The organism is Pseudomonas sp. S1_E05 (assembly GCF_056337105.1).
Genome location: NZ_JBFRHM010000001.1, coordinates 3,523,102 through 3,539,329, shown reverse-complemented (window position 1 = coordinate 3,539,329; position 16,228 = coordinate 3,523,102). Strand labels below are relative to the sequence as shown.

Sequence of the window (16,228 nt, the reverse complement as noted above, 5' to 3'; positions counted from 1 at the left end):
GAAGGTGGCGTTCGATTAAATAGATGGCTTGCGTCCGCCGTGGGGTTGTTCACGGGCGACGGTCAGGAAAGGGTCAACCAGCGCCGGTCTTGCGGTGCCTCGGCGCCAGGCCAGGCCGACGTCGAGGGTCTGACTGAGGTCGGCGATGGTCCGTGCCTCGATGATGTCCCCCTCCAGCGACCACGGCCTGTAAGTCATGTCCGGCTGAATCGAAACGCCCAGGCCCGCCGCCACCAGGCTTCGCACCGCTTCGGTTGAAGCGGTTTTGAGGGTGATGCGCGGTTGCAGCGAGGCCGCCGACCACATGCGCTGGGCGTTGCGGTCCATCTCGTCAACGTTCAGTTGAATCAGTGGCTCGCGCGCCACGTCGGCGAGGTTGATGCTGTCGTGCTCCAGCAGCGAATGCTGCGCCGGCAGCCAAAGTCGATGGGGCGAGTGAGTCAGCACTTCCGTCTGTAAGGCATGACGGTCTTCGAGGTTGGACAGGATCAACACGCCGACATCGATTTCACCACTGACCAGCAAGTGCTCGATGTAGGGCCGCTCGTCCTCCATGACGCGAATTTCGACGTTGGGGTAGGCTCGCTGGAAGCGGGTGAGCAAGTCGGCGAGGTAGTAGCCGGCGACGAGGCTGGTCACGCCGACGATCAACTGGCCGGCTACCTGGTCGGTGCTTTGTTGCAGGCTGCGCTTTGCGTTATCGACCGTTGCCAGAATCAGGTGCGCTTGGCGCAGGAATTGGTGACCCTGGTGTGTGAGCGTCATGCCCTTGGCGTGACGATTGAACAGACCCACGCCGATTTCCTGCTCCAGTTGCTGGATGGCCAAGGTCAGCGTCGACTGGGAAATGAACGCTGTTTGCGCGGCCGCAGAGATCGAGCCGGTCTCTGCCACGGCAATGAAGTGACGAATTTGACGCAAGGTCATCATGAGGTGTGTACCGGGTGGGCGGTTTTTATCGATTTCCTCGAGTGTATATCGTTTTATTAGATGACATCCCGGTAGGAGCGAGCTTGCTCGCGATGGGGCCAGGCGAGGCACCGGACGCCAGGGGCCAGCAACGCGAGCGGTCCGAGCAACATTCCGAAGCACTCCCATCCACCGTGGGTTCGGTGTTTCGATCTAGTCTGGGAGCCTTCTTGCGTTACTCACTGGAGGCGACAAACATGAATACACGTGGATTGCTCGATCAATTGCTCCGGTCCGGCCAGGATCTGCTGCAGAAAAAGACCTTGGGCGCTCAGGGCAAGGGGTCCGCAGGTGCACTGGGCGGCATGCTGTCGGGCGCGGGCGGCAGTGCGTTGGCGGCGGGTGCCCTGGGGCTGTTGATGGGCAACAAGAAGGTGCGCAAGGTCGGTGGCAAGGTCGCCCTTTATGGAGGGCTTGGGGTGTTGGGGTTGATCGCCTACAAGGCGTTTGGCATCTGGCAGGCAAAGCAGGGCGTTGCTTCGGGTTATCAGCCGCAAACCGTGGACCGCTTGCCGGCGGCCCAGGTGGAACAGCACAGTCAGGCGATTCTCACGGCGCTGGTGGCTGCTGCCAAGGCGGATGGGCATGTCGATGAACGTGAGCGCGAGTTGATCGAAGGCGAATTCACCCGCCTCGACACTGATCGGGAGTTGCAGCACTGGCTGCATGCCGAGCTGCACAAACCCCTGAATCCCGCCGAGGTGGCACGCGCCGCCAGTACGCCGGAAATGGCGGCCGAAATGTACATTGCCAGTGTGATGATGGTGGATGAGGAGAGTTTCATGGAGAAGTCCTACCTGGAGGAGCTCGCTCGCCAGTTGCAACTGGCTCCCGGCCTCAAGGCCGAGCTGGAAAACCAGGTTCGTCAGGTCGCCCTGTAGCGCCCGCAGCCCCTTGGTTCGCCAGGATGAGACGTACTGCGCATCTGTCTTATAAATGACACACCGCCCTCGGCTATACTCCCCAGCATTTGAAGTGGCCCCGAGGACTGACTGTGAAGAACTGGACGTTGCGCCAACGCATCTTGGCGAGTTTTGCGGTAATTATCGCCATCATGTTGCTGATGGTCGTCGTCTCGTATTCGCGGTTGTTGAAGATCGAGGCCAGCGACGCCAGCGTTCGTGACGATGCGCTGCCGGGGGTGTACTACAGCTCGGTCATTCGGGGTGCTTGGGTCGACAGTTATCTGCAGATCCAGGAGATGTTGGGGCTCAAGGAGGCGCAGGGCTTCAGCGCTGAAGACACCGCCCTGTTCAAGGGTTTTGATGCCCGTGTGCAGGAGGCGATGGCCGACTATCGTGCCACCGTCACCACGGATGAGGACAAGCTCGAATTCGCTGTCTTCGAAAAGCTCCATGCCGATTACGGCAAAGCCCTGGAGAGCGTGATCGACTTGCGCAGGCGTAATCAGGAAGCCGACGCGATCAAGTTGTTCAACGAACAACTGACCCCGGCGTGGAAGGCCGGGCGCATGAAACTCAATGACATCCTGCGGCAAAACAAGGTCGTCGCCGATCAAGACATGGCCAACATCGACGACGCCGTGGCCACCGCGAAACTCATCATGGGCATCTCCCTGCTGGTCGCGGTACTGGCTGCCGCCCTCTGTGGCCTGTTGCTGATGCGCGCGATCATGGCGCCGATGAATCGCATCGTCGAAATCCTCGAGATCATGCGTACCGGCGACCTCAGCGGACGCTTGAACCTGGAGCGCAAGGACGAATTCGGTGCAGTCGAAACCGGCTTCAACGACATGATGGCCGAACTCACGTCGCTGGTCTCCCAGGCCCAGCGCTCATCGGTACAGGTCACTACCTCGGTGACCGAAATTGCCGCCACGTCCAAGCAGCAGCAGGCGACTGCCACTGAAACAGCCGCCACGACGACGGAAATCGGTGCGACCTCGCGGGAAATCGCCGCCACCTCCCGTGACCTGGTGCGCACCATGACCGAAGTCTCCACCGCCGCCGATCAGGCCTCGGTGGCTGCCGGCTCCGGGCAACAAGGCCTGGCGCGGATGGAAGAGACCATGCACTCGGTGATGGGCGCCGCGGACCTGGTGAACGCCAAACTGGCGATCCTCAACGAGAAAGCTGGCAACATCAACCAAGTGGTGGTGACCATCGTCAAGGTCGCCGACCAGACCAACCTGTTGTCGTTGAACGCGGCCATCGAAGCGGAAAAGGCTGGGGAGTACGGCCGTGGTTTTGCCGTGGTTGCCACCGAGGTGCGTCGTCTGGCGGACCAGACCGCCGTGGCCACTTACGACATCGAGCAGATGGTGCGCGAGATCCAGTCGGCGGTCTCGGCCGGGGTCATGGGCATGGACAAATTCTCCGAAGAAGTGCGCCGTGGCATGTACGAGGTGCAGCAGGTTGGCGAGCAACTGTCACAGATCATTCATCAGGTGCAGGCGCTGGCGCCACGGGTGCTGATGGTCAACGAAGGCATGCAGGCCCAGGCCACCGGTGCCGAGCAGATCAACCATGCATTGGTACAACTGGGTGATGCCAGCAGCCAGACGGTCGAATCCCTGCGTCAGGCCAGTTCCGCCATCGATGAACTGAGCCAGGTAGCCGTCGGGCTGCGCAGCGGCGTTTCGCGATTCAAAGTCTGATGAGCGAACTCACGGCCAAACGCTCTGCCGTGAAACCGGCGACATTGTTCCTGGTCTTTCACATCGGCAGTGAACGCTATGCCCTTCAAGCGACCGAGGTCGTTGAAGTGCTGCCGCGCCTGCCGCTCAAGCCAATCGCGCAAGCGCCAGATTGGGTGGCCGGGATGTTTGGCTATCGTGGTGCGGTGGTGCCGGTGATCGATCTCAGCGCGTTGGCCTTCGGCGTGGCAGCCCAGGCGCGCACCAGCACCCGTCTGGTGCTGGTCAACTATTGCCCGCAGGAAAGCGCGCAATCGCACCGGCTCGGGCTGATTCTGGAGCAGGCCACCGATACCCTGCGCTGCAACCCGGCAGATTTTCAGCCCTATGGCTTCGACAACCGCCAGGCGCCCTACCTCGGACCAGTCAGGGAGGATGCCCAGGGATTGTTGCAATGGGTCCGGGTTGCCGACCTGCTGGATATACACGTTCGCGAGCTGCTGTTTCCGTCACCGCCACTGGACCTGGGCCTGCTTGAGGAGCACCCGTGAACAGCGACCAACGTTTTTTTGATTTTCTCAAGGAGCGCATCGGCCTTGATGTGACGTCGGTGGGACCTGCGATCATCGAGCGTGCGGTACGCCAACGCACCACGGCATCGCGCGCTGAGACGGCCGATGAGTATTGGCAGACCCTGCAAGGCTCGCGAGAAGAACAGCAGGCGCTGATCGAAGCGGTGATCGTGCCCGAGACCTGGTTCTTCCGTTACCCGGAGTCCTTTGCGACCTTGGCAAAACTGGCGCTCAAGCGTCTGGGGGAGATCAACAACCTTCGCGCTCTGCGGATTCTCAGCCTGCCTTGTTCCACCGGTGAGGAACCCTATTCCATTGCCATGGCCTTGCTCGATGCGGGGCTAAAGCCCCATCAATTCAAGGTTGAAGGCATGGACGTCAGCCCGCTGTCGGTGGAAAAGGGGCGGCGCGCGCTTTACGGCAAGAACTCCTTTCGCGGCCAGGACCTGGCCTTTCGCGACCGGTACTTCTGCCCTGAAGGCGAGGGTTACGGCCTTGATGAGCGGGTGCAGGAACAGGTGCATCTAAAGGTCGGCAATCTGCTGGATCCAGCATTGCTGGTCAACGAGGCGCCTTATGACTTCGTGTTCTGCCGAAACCTGCTGATCTATTTCGATCAACCGACCCAGCAGCAAGTGTTCGAGGTGCTCAAACGCCTCACTCACGTCGATGGCGTGCTGTTCATCGGCCCGGCGGAAGGCAGCCTGCTCGGGCGGTTCGGCATGCGATCAATCGGTGTTGCGCAGTCCTTTGCGTTCAGGCGTCAGGCTGCACCTGAACCCACTCCCACCTTTGCGCCAACACCGCCATTGCCGGTGCGGCAACCGGTGCGCCCTGTGGCGCCGCCTGTTCGCAGCCGTCCTTTCGCGTCGGTGACGCCGCTGCCGGTGAGCAAGGCGGCCAACCCCGATGCTGCGGCGCTGTTGGCCAACATCGCGGCGCTGGCCAACGAAGGCAGGGGCGCCGAGGCCAAGGCTGCCTGCGAGCTGTATCTGCGCAGCCATGAACCGGTGGCTCAGGTGTTTTACTGGATGGGGCTGCTCAGCGATATCGCCGGCAGTGGTCTGGAGGCTCAGGGTTTTTACCGCAAGGCCCTGTATCTCGACCCGCAGCACCCCGAGGCATTGATGCACCTGGCGGCCTTGCTGCAATCCCAAGGCGATACCGCCGGTGCCCGACGATTGCAGGACCGCGCCGCTCGCAGCGAGCGCGCAGACAGTGAGCGCAAACGATGAGTGCCACCGACGGCTTTAGCCTGACCCACGAAAACGCCCAGGCCATCGACGATTGCTGGAACCGGATTGGCATACACGGCGACAAGTCCTGCCCGTTGCTGGTCGAGCACATCCATTGCCGCAATTGTTCGGTCTATTCGGCGGCGGCCACGCGCCTGCTGGACCGCTATGCGTTGCAGCAGGAAGATCGCGGGCACATCAGCGCCGTGGTCGAGAGCGAGGTCAAGACCCGTTCGCTGCTGATGTTCCGTCTCGGCGAGGAATGGCTGGGACTGGCCACTCGCAGCCTGGTGGAAGTGGCACCGCTGCAAACGATACATTCGCTGCCACATCAGCGCTCGCGGGCCTTGCTCGGCGTAGCCAACGTGCGCGGTGCGCTGGTGGCCTGCCTGTCGTTGGTGGAGTTGCTGGGGCTCGACGCTGCGGGCAGTGTGGCGAACGGCGCGCGGGTGATGCCGCGCATGTTGATCGTCGCGGCCCACGGCGGGCCGGTGGTGGTGCCGGTGGATGAGGTGGACGGCATCCATGCCATTGACGAGCGCACGCTCGATGCGGCCTCCCGTTCCGGGGCTCATGCCAATGCCAGGTACACCCGTGGCGTGTTGCAATTCAAAGGTCGCAGCCTGCGCTGGCTGGATGAAGAACAGCTGCTGTCCGCCGTGACCCGGAGCCTGACATGACCCCCGAACAAATGCGCGACGCGTCTTTGCTGGAGCTGTTCGGCCTGGAAGCCGAGGCCCAGACCCAGGTGCTCAGCGCCGGTCTGCTGGCGCTCGAGCGCGATCCGACCCAGGCCGATCACCTCGAGTCGTGCATGCGCGCGGCTCACTCGCTCAAGGGCGCGGCGCGTATCGTGGGCATCGACGCCGGTGTGAGCGTCGCCCATGTGATGGAAGACTGCCTGGTGAGTGGGCAGGAAGGCCGTCTTTACTTGCGTCCCGAACACATCGATGCGCTGTTGCAAGGCACCGATTTGTTGATGCGCATCGCCACGCCCGGCCATGCCCCGACGCCTGTGGAAATCGAGAGCTACGTGGCGCTGATGGCGCGGTTGCTGGATCCGCTGGCCCCCGCCGCACCTATCACTGCGCCAGCTTCTGCGATTATCGCTGAACCCCTGCCGCCCGCCGTCGAGCAGCCCCTGCCGCTTGAGCCCGTCATCGCGACGCCCCCGGAAATGACGGAGCCTGTCGCGACGCCACGTAAGACCAAGCGCACCACCGAAAACGGTGAGCGGGTCCTGCGCGTCACGGCCGAGCGCCTGAACAGCCTGCTCGACCTGTCGAGCAAATCCCTGGTGGAAACCCTGCGTCTCAAACCGCACCTGGCCACGATGCAGCGCATGAAACGCATCCAGAACAACGGTCTGCGCGCACTGGAAAACCTCAACGTTCATCTCAAAGACCACGACTTGAGCCTGGAGGCGAGAGAGGCGCTGGAAGATGCCCGCCGCCTGTTGGCGCAATCCCAGCAACTGCTGGTGGAAAAGAACGCCGAGCTGGACGAGTTCGCCTGGCAGGCGAGTCAGCGGGCACAAGTGCTGTACGACACTGCACTGGCCTGTCGTATGCGTCCGTTCGCCGATGTGCTCAGTGGTCAGGTCCGCATGGTCCGCGACTTGGGCCGCAGCCTGGGCAAGCAGGTACGGCTGGAAATCGAGGGCGAGAAAACCCAGGTTGACCGCGACGTGCTGGAGAAACTCGAGGCACCGTTGACGCACCTGTTACGCAATGCTGTCGATCACGGCATCGAGTCGCCAGAACAACGGCTGCTGGCGGGCAAGCCGCAAGAAGGCCTGATTCGGTTGCGAGCGTCCCATCAGGCCGGTTTGCTGGTGTTGGAGCTGAGCGACGATGGCAATGGAGTCGACCTGGAAAAGGTCCGCCGCAGTGTGGTCGAGCGGCAATTGTCACCTGCGGAAACCGCTGCGCAGTTGAGCGAAGAAGAACTGCTGACATTCCTGTTTTTGCCGGGGTTCAGCCTGCGTGACAAGGTCACCGAAGTGTCCGGTCGCGGTGTCGGCCTGGATGCCGTCCAGCATATGGTTCGCCAGTTGCGTGGGGCGGTGGTGCTGGAACAGACGGCGGGCGAGGGCAGTCGCTTTCATCTTGAAGTGCCGCTGACACTGTCGGTGGTGCGCAGCCTGGTGGTGGAAGTCGGTGATGAGGCGTACGCGTTCCCGCTGGCACATATCGAGCGCATGTGCGACCTGGAACCCTCGGACATCGTGCAGGTCGAGGGCCGTCAGCACTTCTGGCATGAAGGCCGGCATGTCGGCCTGGTGGCCGCCAGCCAACTGCTCCAGCGCCCGGCCAGCCAGAACGATCAGCAGACCCTCAAGGTCGTGGTGATCCGCGAGCGCGATGCGGTCTACGGCGTGGCAGTCGAGCGGTTTATCGGCGAGCGCACGCTGGTGGTCCTGCCGCTGGACGAGCGCCTGGGCAAGGTGCAGGACATTTCTGCTGGCGCCTTGCTCGATGACGGTTCGGTGGTGCTGATCGTCGACGTCGAGGACATGCTGCGTTCGGTGGACAAACTGCTCAACACCGGTCGCCTGGAACGGATCGCCCGGCAGGGCAACCAGGCGGTTGAAGTGGCCCGCAAGCGCATCCTGGTGGTCGATGATTCGCTGACGGTGCGCGAGTTGCAGCGCAAGCTGCTGATCAATCGCGGTTACGACGTGGCGGTGGCGGTCGACGGGATGGATGGCTGGAACGCCCTGCGTTCGGAGTCGTTCGATCTACTGATCACCGACATCGACATGCCGCGCATGGATGGCATTGAACTGGTGTCTTTGCTGCGCCGGGACAATCGACTGCAATCGCTGCCGGTCATGGTGGTGTCGTACAAGGACAGGGAAGAGGACCGACGTCGTGGACTGGACGCTGGAGCCGACTATTATCTAGCCAAAGCCAGTTTTCATGACGATGCCCTGCTTGATGCAGTGGTTGAGCTCATCGGAGGAGCAAGGGCATGAGGATCGCAATCGTCAACGATATGCCCCTGGCGGTAGAGGCGCTGCGTCGCGCACTGGCGTTCGACCCCGCCCATGAAGTGGTCTGGGTGGCCGCCAATGGCGCCGAAGCGGTGCAACATTGTGCGCGAAATACCCCGGACCTGATCTTGATGGACCTGATCATGCCGGTCATGGACGGCGTCGAGGCCACTCGGCGGATCATGGCTGAGTCACCGTGCGCCATCGTGATCGTCACCGTCGACCGCCAGCAGAACGTGCATCGTGTGTTCGAGGCCATGGGGTATGGGGCTCTGGATGTGGTAGATACCCCCGCGCTGGGTGCCGGCAACCCTCAGGAGGCTGCCGCACCTCTACTGCGCAAGATCATGAACATCGGCTGGCTGATTGGCGACCGTGTCAATCGCGAACGCCAGACGCCAACCCCATCGCGCGGCAGCCCCTCGCGCCAGCGCCTGATTGCCATCGGCTCCTCTGCGGGCGGGCCGGCGGCGCTGGAAGTGCTGCTCAAGGGCTTGCCGCGGGATTTTTCGGCGGCGATCGTGCTGGTGCAACACGTCGACCAGGTGTTTGCTGCCGGCATGGCCGAATGGCTCAGCAGCGCCAGCGGCCTGAATGTGCGTCTGGCCCGCGAAGGTGAGCCGCCCCAGCCTGGTGCCGTACTGCTGGCAGGCACCAATCATCACATTCGCCTGCTGAAAAATGGCACGCTGGCCTACACAGCCGAGCCGGTCAACGAGATCTATCGGCCCTCGATCGATGTGTTTTTTGAAAGCGTCGCCAGTTACTGGAATGGTGACGCCGTGGGGGTTTTATTGACCGGAATGGGGCGCGATGGCGCCCAGGGGCTTAAACTCCTTCGTCAACAAGGTTACCTGACCATTGCTCAGGACCAACAAAGCAGTGCGGTGTATGGCATGCCGAAGGCGGCCGCGGCCATCGATGCCGCCGTGGAAATTCGCGCTCTGGACAAGATAGCGCCGCGTTTGCTGGAGATTTTCCCTAAATGACTACATTTCGCAGCACTTCTGGTCCAGATGATCAGGTGACCGCATATGAGTGATCTACAACTCGACGACTTCAAGACGGGTGACGAAAAAGCAGCGATGGTCCTGCTGGTGGATGATCAGGCCATGATCGGCGAAGCCGTTCGCCGGGGGTTGTCGAGCGAGGAAAACATCGATTTCCACTTTTGTGCCGACCCGCACCAGGCGATTGCCCAGGCGGTCCGCATCAAGCCAACCGTGATCCTTCAGGATCTGGTCATGCCCGGCCTTGATGGCCTGAGCCTTGTGCGCGAGTACCGCAATCATCCGGCCACCAAGGACATTCCCATCATCGTCCTGTCGACCAAGGAAGACCCGCTGATCAAGAGCGCGGCGTTCGCGGCCGGGGCCAACGATTACCTGGTCAAGCTGCCGGACAACATCGAACTGGTCGCGCGTATCCGCTATCATTCGCGCTCCTACCTCACCCTGCTGCAACGGGACGCGGCCTACCGTGCGTTGCGAGTCAGCCAGCAGCAATTGCTCGACACCAACCTGGTGCTGCAACGCCTGATGAATTCTGATGGCCTGACCGGGTTGTCCAACCGCCGTCACTTCGACGAGTATCTGGAACTGGAATGGCGGCGTTCACTGCGTGACCAGAGTCAGTTGTCGCTGCTGATGATCGACGTGGACTACTTCAAGTCCTACAACGACAACTTCGGCCACCTCGAGGGCGACGAAGCCCTGCGCAAGGTCGCCAACGCAATTCGCGACGCCAGCGCCCGCCCGTCTGATCTGCCGGCCCGTTATGGCGGAGAGGAGTTCGCGCTGGTCCTGCCCAACACCTCACCGGGCGGCGCCCGACTCGTGGCGGAAAAACTGCGTCAGACCGTGGCCGGGCTGAAAATTCCGCACATTGCGCCGAGCGAAGGGGCCAGCCTGACCATCAGCATTGGCCTGTCGACCCTGACGCCGCAGCCCGGCGACGATTGCCGGCAACTGATTTCGGCGGCGGACAAGGGGCTCTACCAGGCCAAGCACAATGGCCGTAATCAGGTCGGCATCGCCTGAACCTCACCTTTCTCCCCTCACACACTCTGTGGGGGGGAGAGGCGGGCGTTTTCGGCCAAGCGGACTGCCGCTGGCAGTCGTTTGGCGTTATACTCGCCGGCTTTCAAAAGTTCGCCTACGAGTGCTGCCCGCCATGGAAATCAACCCGATCCTGAACACTATCAAGGACTTGTCCGAGCGCTCCGAAACCATTCGGGGGTATCTTTGACTACGATCAAAAGCATGAGCGTCTGACCGAGGTCAATCGCGAGCTTGAAGATCCGAGTGTCTGGAACAAACCTGAATACGCCCAGGAGCTGGGCCGCGAGCGTTCAGCGCTGGCGCAGATCGTTGATACTCTCGACGAATTGAACGCGGGCCTGGCCGATTGCCGTGACCTGCTGGACATGGCTGTCGAGGAAAACGACGAAGGCGCGGTGGGTGATGTCGTCGCCGAGCTGGCCCGCCTTGAAGAAAGCCTCGCCAAGCTCGAATTCCGCCGTATGTTCAGCCACGAAATGGACCCGAACAACGCCTATCTGGACATCCAGGCCGGTTCCGGTGGCACCGAAGCCCAGGATTGGGCGAACATCTTGCTGCGCATGTACCTGCGCTGGGCCGACAAGCGCGGCTTCGACGCGACCATCATGGAACTGTCAGCGGGTGAAGTCGCCGGCATCAAGGGCGCGACCGTTCACATCAAGGGTGAATACGCCTTTGGCTGGCTGCGTACCGAGATCGGCGTGCACCGCCTGGTGCGCAAGAGCCCGTTCGATTCCGGCAACCGTCGCCATACGTCCTTTTCTGCGGTGTTCGTTTCCCCGGAAATCGACGACAAGGTGGAAATCGAGATCAACCCGGCAGACCTGCGCATCGATACCTATCGCTCGTCCGGTGCCGGCGGTCAGCACGTAAACACCACCGACTCGGCCGTACGTATCACCCACGTACCGACCAACACCGTGGTCAGTTGCCAGAACGAACGTTCCCAGCACGCCAACAAGGACACCGCCATGAAAATGCTGCGGGCCAAGTTGTACGAGCAGGAAATGCAGAAACGCAACGCCGCTTCCCAGGCGCTGGAAGACACCAAGTCGGATATCGGCTGGGGCCACCAGATCCGTTCCTACGTACTCGATGCTTCGCGGATCAAGGATCTGCGCACTAACATCGAACGCAGTGACTGCGACAAGGTGCTCGACGGCGACATCGACGAATACCTGGAAGCCAGCCTGAAGTCCGGGCTGTAAAGATGAGTAACGCTGGCTGCTGATTCACCGCAGCCCATGTGGGAGCGGGCCTTGCCCGCGATCCCCGGCCGCAGGCTGGGGACAATGAACCTGTGATGGAATTTCTAAAGACATGAGCGACCTTCAACTCGACCCGCAAGCCCTGCAACAGGAAGAAAACTCCCTGATCGCCCTGCGCAAGGAAAAGCTGGCTGCCGAGCGCGCCAAGGGCAACGCCTTCCCGAACGACTTCCGCCGTGACAACTACTGCGAAGATTTGCAGAAACAGTACGCGGACAAGACCAAGGAAGAGCTGGAGGAGGCTGCAATCCCGGTCAAGGTTGCCGGTCGCATCATGCTCAACCGTGGCTCGTTCATGGTGATCCAGGACATGTCCGGTCGCATTCAGGTCTACGTCAACCGCAAGACCCTGTCCGAAGAAACCCTGGCCGCCGTGAAAACCTGGGACCTGGGCGACATCATTGCCGCCGAAGGCACCCTGGCGCGTTCCGGCAAGGGTGACCTGTACGTTGAAATGACGAACGTACGTCTGCTGACCAAATCCCTGCGTCCGCTGCCGGACAAGCACCACGGCCTGTCCGACACCGAGCAACGCTACCGCCAGCGTTACGTTGACCTGATCGTCAACGAAGACGTGCGCCAGACGTTCCGCGTGCGTTCCCAGGTTATTGCGCATATCCGCAGCTTCCTGATGAAGCGTGACTTCCTGGAAGTCGAAACGCCGATGCTGCAAACGATTCCTGGCGGCGCGGCGGCCAAGCCGTTCGAAACCCACCACAACGCACTGGACATGGAAATGTTCTTGCGCATCGCGCCTGAGCTGTACCTCAAGCGCCTGGTGGTTGGCGGGTTCGAAAAAGTGTTCGAGATCAATCGCAACTTCCGTAACGAAGGCGTTTCGACTCGTCACAACCCGGAATTCACCATGTTGGAGTTCTATCAGGCGTACGCTGACTACGAAGACAACATGGACCTGACCGAAGAGCTGTTCCGTGAGCTCGCGCAATTGGTTCTGGGCACCACCGACGTACCGTATGGCGACAAGGTTTTCCACTTCGGCGAGCCGTTCGCGCGTCTGTCGGTGTTCGACTCGATCCTCAAGTACAACCCCGAGCTGACCGCTGACGACCTCAACGACATCGACAAGGCGCGTGCCATCGCCAAGAAAGCCGGTGCCAAGGTGCTGGGCTTCGAAGGCCTGGGCAAGCTGCAGGTCATGATTTTCGAAGAGTTGGTCGAGCACAAGCTGGAGCAGCCGCACTTCATCACCCAGTACCCGTTCGAAGTGTCGCCGCTGGCGCGTCGCAACGACGACAACCCGAACGTCACCGACCGTTTCGAGCTGTTCATCGGTGGTCGTGAAATCGCCAACGCCTATTCCGAGTTGAACGACGCGGAAGACCAGGCCGAGCGTTTCATGGCGCAGGTGGCCGACAAGGACGCCGGCGACGACGAAGCCATGCACTACGACGCCGACTTCGTTCGCGCGCTCGAGTACGGCATGCCGCCGACCGCGGGTGAAGGCATCGGTATCGACCGTCTGGTGATGCTGCTGACCAACTCCCCGTCGATCCGAGACGTGATCCTGTTCCCGCACATGCGGCCACAAGCGTAAATGGAAGCCGCCTCTGAACCAGGCGGCTTTTTTTGCTACGGACGGGCGGCAGCTGCAAGCTTCAAGCGCAAAGCTGCAAGCCAGCTCCGTGCGTTTTGAACTTGTAGCTTGGAGCTTGAAACTTGTCGCCTCGTTCTTCCGATATCGCCACTGCGGTCGCCGAAAGTGTTCAGTACCAGGGGCGCAAGGCCAGCCGCCAGGGCAGTGAGCAGCGTCGTCAGGACATTCTGGATGCGGCCATGCGCATTGTTGTGCGCGACGGCGTGCGTGCCGTGCGCCATCGTGCGGTTGCGGCGGAGGCCGCTGTACCGCTCTCGGCCACCACTTACTATTTCAAGGATATCGACGACCTGCTCACCGATACCTTTGCTCAATATGTGGAGCGCAGCGCGGCGTTCATGGCCAAGTTGTGGGTGAACAACGAAGGTTTGTTGCGAGAGATGGTGATCAGCGGCGACGGCAGCCCCGAGTCACGCTCGCAACTGGCGGACGATATTGCGCGGTTGATGGCCGACTACGTTCATCGTCAACTGATCAACCGACGTGAACATTTGATGGCTGAGCAGGCGTTCCGTCAGGAGGCGCTGTTGAACCCGCGCCTGGCCGAATTGGTGCGCTCCCATCAGCAGATTCTCCTGCAGGGTTCGTGTCAGCTATTTGAGGTATTGGGCTCCCGGGAACCACTGCAGGATGCCAAAGTGTTGACGGCGATTATCGGACGGATGGAATATCAGGGTCTGCTCAACGAAGCAGAGCCCGATGCCGAAACCGAAATGCTCGGCATACTCACGCGTTATATGCATTTGGTGCTCGCTTCGGTTTAATCCCTATTCTGTAGGAGCGAGCATGCTCGCGATGGACGTCAACGATTACGCGGGCAGCCTGACACCCAGCGGTGTCCAGTCGTCCATCGCGAGCATGCTCGCTCCTACAGATGGACGGGGGAGAGAGGCGTACATTCCACAATGGAGTATCGAATGAAAGCCTGGCGCGTGGTTGTGATTGCCTTGTCGTTCCTGCTGCTCAGTGGCTGCCTGGTGACCTTCAAGGAGCCACTGCCTGCGAACGACCCCGCGCCGAAGGGCATGCTTGGGAAATGGACCAGTACCAACGCCTGGGGAGAGCCGCTGAGTCTTGAGCTGGCGCGTGTCGGCGATAATCGCTATCAGGCAGTCAGCTACTTCAAGGCACGGCCCCGGGAACGCGAAGCCTATCCTTTCACCGTTTCGCGGCATGGCAGTCGCTGGTACCTGTCGGCGAAGGTGCCCGCGCAGTTCGGTGGCCACTTCACCATTGCCGGTTTCGAAATCACCGACAAAAATGAACTGGTGGTCTACAACCTCGACCTTGAGCAGATCAAACAGGCCCTGGGGCAGAAAGTCCTTAGCGGCGAAGGGTTCCAGACCGACGATGGTGACGGTGTGTTGATCACCACCGGCATGGACCAGGTCTTCGCCTACCTCGACGATCCGGCCAATTCCGATGTGTTCGTCGAGGCCGTGCGCTACCAGCGTCAAGCCAAAGCCAAATAACCCAGTACGCAACGGTTTCTACAGGAGTTTCGGGTGGACGATTACCAGCAAACGATCCGTGTTTTGTCCGATCGCATCGTTCTGGCGCAGACGCCGATCCGCGTCCTCGATGCGGTGAAGTGGGACGAGAACATCCGCAAGGGTTTCCTCAAGGCCAAGGGCAAGGAAATGCCGGCGGTGGACCGCGACTACTACCTCAATCGGCCGCTGTCCTTCGATTCGAGCAAAGTGAAACTGGAATTCCAGAACATTGAGCGCGACATTACTCGCCAGCTCGGCCAGTTCAACCCGGTCGGGCAGATCATGCGGCGTATGTGCAAGGAATACCGCATGGTGGTGCGCATGCTCGAGGCACGTGGCACCGAGGATTTCGGCCTGATTTCCCAGGAGCTGTACGGCGCGGCGTCCGATGCGTTTCATGCGGGTGACCCGACACTGTCCGACCTGGGCCTGATGCTCTCCGACTACCTCAACAACATCGATGGCCGGGGCGACTTGAAGGACGAACCGAAAGTCCTCACCGCCAAGGACGCCGTGAACCTGTTACAAACCCGTTTGAGCAGGGTGTTTGGCGAGGCCGAGGAAACCATCCGGGTGTTCGAGTCCGACGGCATTGTCGCGGACGCGGCGGCGGGCGCCGACTACATCAAGATCCGCACCGACGCCATGTTCAACGAGCGTGATGTGCGCGCCCTGGAAGTGCACGAAGGGCTGGTGCACGTCGGCACTACGCTCAACGGGCTGAACCAGCCGATCTGCACCTTCCTGTCCAAGGGCCCGCCCTCGTCGACGGTGACCCAGGAAGGCCTGGCGATCCTCATGGAAATCATCACGTTCGCCTCCTACCCGAGTCGCCTGCGCAAGCTGACCAACCGCACCAGGGCCATTCACATGGTGGAAGAGGGTGCGGATTTCCTGCAGGTTTTCGAGTTCTTCCGTGAGCAGGGCTTCGAGATGGCGGAAAGCTACGGCAACGCCAGTCGGGTTTTCCGTGGTTCGGTGCCCAATGGGCTGCCATTCACCAAAGACTTGTCCTACCTCAAGGGCTTCATCATGGTTTACAACTACATTCAGTTGGCCGTGCGTAAAGGTAAGCTGGAGCAAGTACCGCTGCTGTTCTGCGGCAAAACCACCCTGGAGGACATGCGGACCTTGCGTCAGCTGGTCGACGAAGGTCTGGTGGTGCCGCCCAAGTACCTGCCCGAACAGTTCCGCGACATGAACGCGTTATCAGCGTGGATGTGTTTCTCCAACTTCCTCAACCACCTCAGCCTGGACCGGATCGAGGCGGATTATTCGAACATTTTGTGATTTCTTCACACCCTGTAGGAGCGGGCTTGCCCGCGATGACTGACTAACATTCAGCACGCCACTTGGCTGATACATTGCGATCGCGAGCAAGCTCGCTCCTACAGGGAGCGGTTCCAACCCATTTCATTGCGAGGT

At 61.0% G+C, this 16,228-nt stretch carries 15 protein-coding genes; 14 read left to right on the top strand and 1 reads right to left on the bottom strand.

All coding sequences use genetic code 11. The features are described 5' to 3' along the window. Positions 1–15: 15 nt before the first annotated feature. Positions 16–930 (bottom strand): LysR family transcriptional regulator, encoded by a 915-nt coding sequence (locus AB4N33_RS16435; RefSeq protein ID WP_460117656.1) that lies wholly within the window; start codon positions 928–930, stop codon positions 16–18. A 236-nt stretch (positions 931–1,166) separates the two neighbouring features. Between AB4N33_RS16435 and AB4N33_RS16430 the strand changes: the two genes are divergently transcribed. The 14 genes from AB4N33_RS16430 to AB4N33_RS16365 all read left to right on the top strand — a co-directional run bounded on the left by AB4N33_RS16430 (position 1,167) and on the right by AB4N33_RS16365 (position 16,093). Then, complete coding sequence (locus AB4N33_RS16430; RefSeq protein ID WP_476457767.1) at positions 1,167–1,850, top strand: tellurite resistance TerB family protein; 684 nt, start codon at positions 1,167–1,169, stop codon at positions 1,848–1,850. A 113-nt stretch (positions 1,851–1,963) separates the two neighbouring features. Further along, positions 1,964–3,586 (top strand): methyl-accepting chemotaxis protein, encoded by a 1,623-nt coding sequence (locus AB4N33_RS16425; protein ID WP_460117653.1) that lies wholly within the window; start codon positions 1,964–1,966, stop codon positions 3,584–3,586. Beyond that, positions 3,586–4,116 (top strand): chemotaxis protein CheW, encoded by a 531-nt coding sequence (locus AB4N33_RS16420; RefSeq protein WP_460140154.1) that lies wholly within the window; start codon positions 3,586–3,588, stop codon positions 4,114–4,116. Before AB4N33_RS16425 ends, AB4N33_RS16420 begins: the two co-directional genes overlap by 1 nt. Then, complete coding sequence (locus AB4N33_RS16415) at positions 4,113–5,372, top strand: CheR family methyltransferase (RefSeq protein WP_476457766.1); 1,260 nt, start codon at positions 4,113–4,115, stop codon at positions 5,370–5,372. The genes AB4N33_RS16420 and AB4N33_RS16415 overlap by 4 nt, the downstream gene beginning before the upstream one ends. Beyond that, positions 5,369–6,052, top strand: coding sequence for a chemotaxis protein CheW (locus AB4N33_RS16410; protein ID WP_460117647.1), 684 nt, complete (start codon positions 5,369–5,371; stop codon positions 6,050–6,052). The genes AB4N33_RS16415 and AB4N33_RS16410 overlap by 4 nt, the downstream gene beginning before the upstream one ends. Beyond that, the gene (locus AB4N33_RS16405) at positions 6,049–8,349 is read left to right on the top strand and encodes a response regulator (protein WP_476457765.1); all 2,301 of its coding nucleotides are present in this window, start codon (positions 6,049–6,051) and stop codon (positions 8,347–8,349) included. Before AB4N33_RS16410 ends, AB4N33_RS16405 begins: the two co-directional genes overlap by 4 nt. Further along, on the top strand, positions 8,346–9,356 hold the full coding sequence (gene cheB / locus AB4N33_RS16400) for a chemotaxis-specific protein-glutamate methyltransferase CheB (protein ID WP_476457764.1): 1,011 nt from the start codon (positions 8,346–8,348) through the stop codon (positions 9,354–9,356). The genes AB4N33_RS16405 and cheB overlap by 4 nt, the downstream gene beginning before the upstream one ends. Before the next feature lie 45 nt (positions 9,357–9,401). Continuing rightward, complete coding sequence (locus tag AB4N33_RS16395) at positions 9,402–10,406, top strand: diguanylate cyclase domain-containing protein (protein WP_476457763.1); 1,005 nt, start codon at positions 9,402–9,404, stop codon at positions 10,404–10,406. A gap of 133 nt (positions 10,407–10,539) precedes the next feature. Continuing rightward, a protein-coding gene (prfB, locus tag AB4N33_RS16390; RefSeq protein WP_099093329.1) for a peptide chain release factor 2 occupies positions 10,540–11,635 on the top strand; the annotation gives its coding sequence in 2 pieces (ribosomal slippage) (positions 10,540–10,611 and positions 10,613–11,635; 1,095 coding nt in all). 112 nt (positions 11,636–11,747) lie between these two features. Then, positions 11,748–13,250: a lysine--tRNA ligase gene (gene lysS / locus AB4N33_RS16385; RefSeq protein WP_476457762.1), complete on the top strand. Its 1,503-nt coding sequence runs from the start codon at positions 11,748–11,750 to the stop codon at positions 13,248–13,250. Positions 13,251–13,372: 122 nt separating this feature from the next. After that, a complete protein-coding gene (locus AB4N33_RS16380; protein WP_460117637.1) occupies positions 13,373–14,074 on the top strand; it encodes a TetR/AcrR family transcriptional regulator in 702 nt (233 codons plus the stop codon). A 22-nt stretch (positions 14,075–14,096) separates the two neighbouring features. Then, the gene (locus tag AB4N33_RS16375) at positions 14,097–14,231 is read left to right on the top strand and encodes a hypothetical protein (RefSeq protein WP_460140149.1); all 135 of its coding nucleotides are present in this window, start codon (positions 14,097–14,099) and stop codon (positions 14,229–14,231) included. Continuing rightward, the gene (locus AB4N33_RS16370; RefSeq protein WP_476457761.1) at positions 14,228–14,782 is read left to right on the top strand and encodes a hypothetical protein; all 555 of its coding nucleotides are present in this window, start codon (positions 14,228–14,230) and stop codon (positions 14,780–14,782) included. Before AB4N33_RS16375 ends, AB4N33_RS16370 begins: the two co-directional genes overlap by 4 nt. A gap of 33 nt (positions 14,783–14,815) precedes the next feature. Continuing rightward, positions 14,816–16,093 (top strand): flavohemoglobin expression-modulating QEGLA motif protein, encoded by a 1,278-nt coding sequence (locus tag AB4N33_RS16365; RefSeq protein ID WP_460117631.1) that lies wholly within the window; start codon positions 14,816–14,818, stop codon positions 16,091–16,093. The last annotated feature ends 135 nt before the right edge of the window (positions 16,094–16,228 follow it).

Coding starts and splice junctions, on each gene's coding strand:
- AB4N33_RS16435 (WP_460117656.1), bottom strand. CDS start 930: ATGATGACCTTGCGTCAAATTCGTCACTTCATTGCCGTGGCAGAGACC.
- AB4N33_RS16430 (WP_476457767.1), top strand. CDS start 1,167: ATGAATACACGTGGATTGCTCGATCAATTGCTCCGGTCCGGCCAGGAT.
- AB4N33_RS16420 (WP_460140154.1), top strand. CDS start 3,586: ATGAGCGAACTCACGGCCAAACGCTCTGCCGTGAAACCGGCGACATTG.
- AB4N33_RS16410 (WP_460117647.1), top strand. CDS start 5,369: ATGAGTGCCACCGACGGCTTTAGCCTGACCCACGAAAACGCCCAGGCC.
- AB4N33_RS16405 (WP_476457765.1), top strand. CDS start 6,049: ATGACCCCCGAACAAATGCGCGACGCGTCTTTGCTGGAGCTGTTCGGC.
- cheB (WP_476457764.1), top strand. CDS start 8,346: ATGAGGATCGCAATCGTCAACGATATGCCCCTGGCGGTAGAGGCGCTG.
- AB4N33_RS16395 (WP_476457763.1), top strand. CDS start 9,402: ATGAGTGATCTACAACTCGACGACTTCAAGACGGGTGACGAAAAAGCA.
- lysS (WP_476457762.1), top strand. CDS start 11,748: ATGAGCGACCTTCAACTCGACCCGCAAGCCCTGCAACAGGAAGAAAAC.
- AB4N33_RS16375 (WP_460140149.1), top strand. CDS start 14,097: ATGCTCGCGATGGACGTCAACGATTACGCGGGCAGCCTGACACCCAGC.
- AB4N33_RS16370 (WP_476457761.1), top strand. CDS start 14,228: ATGAAAGCCTGGCGCGTGGTTGTGATTGCCTTGTCGTTCCTGCTGCTC.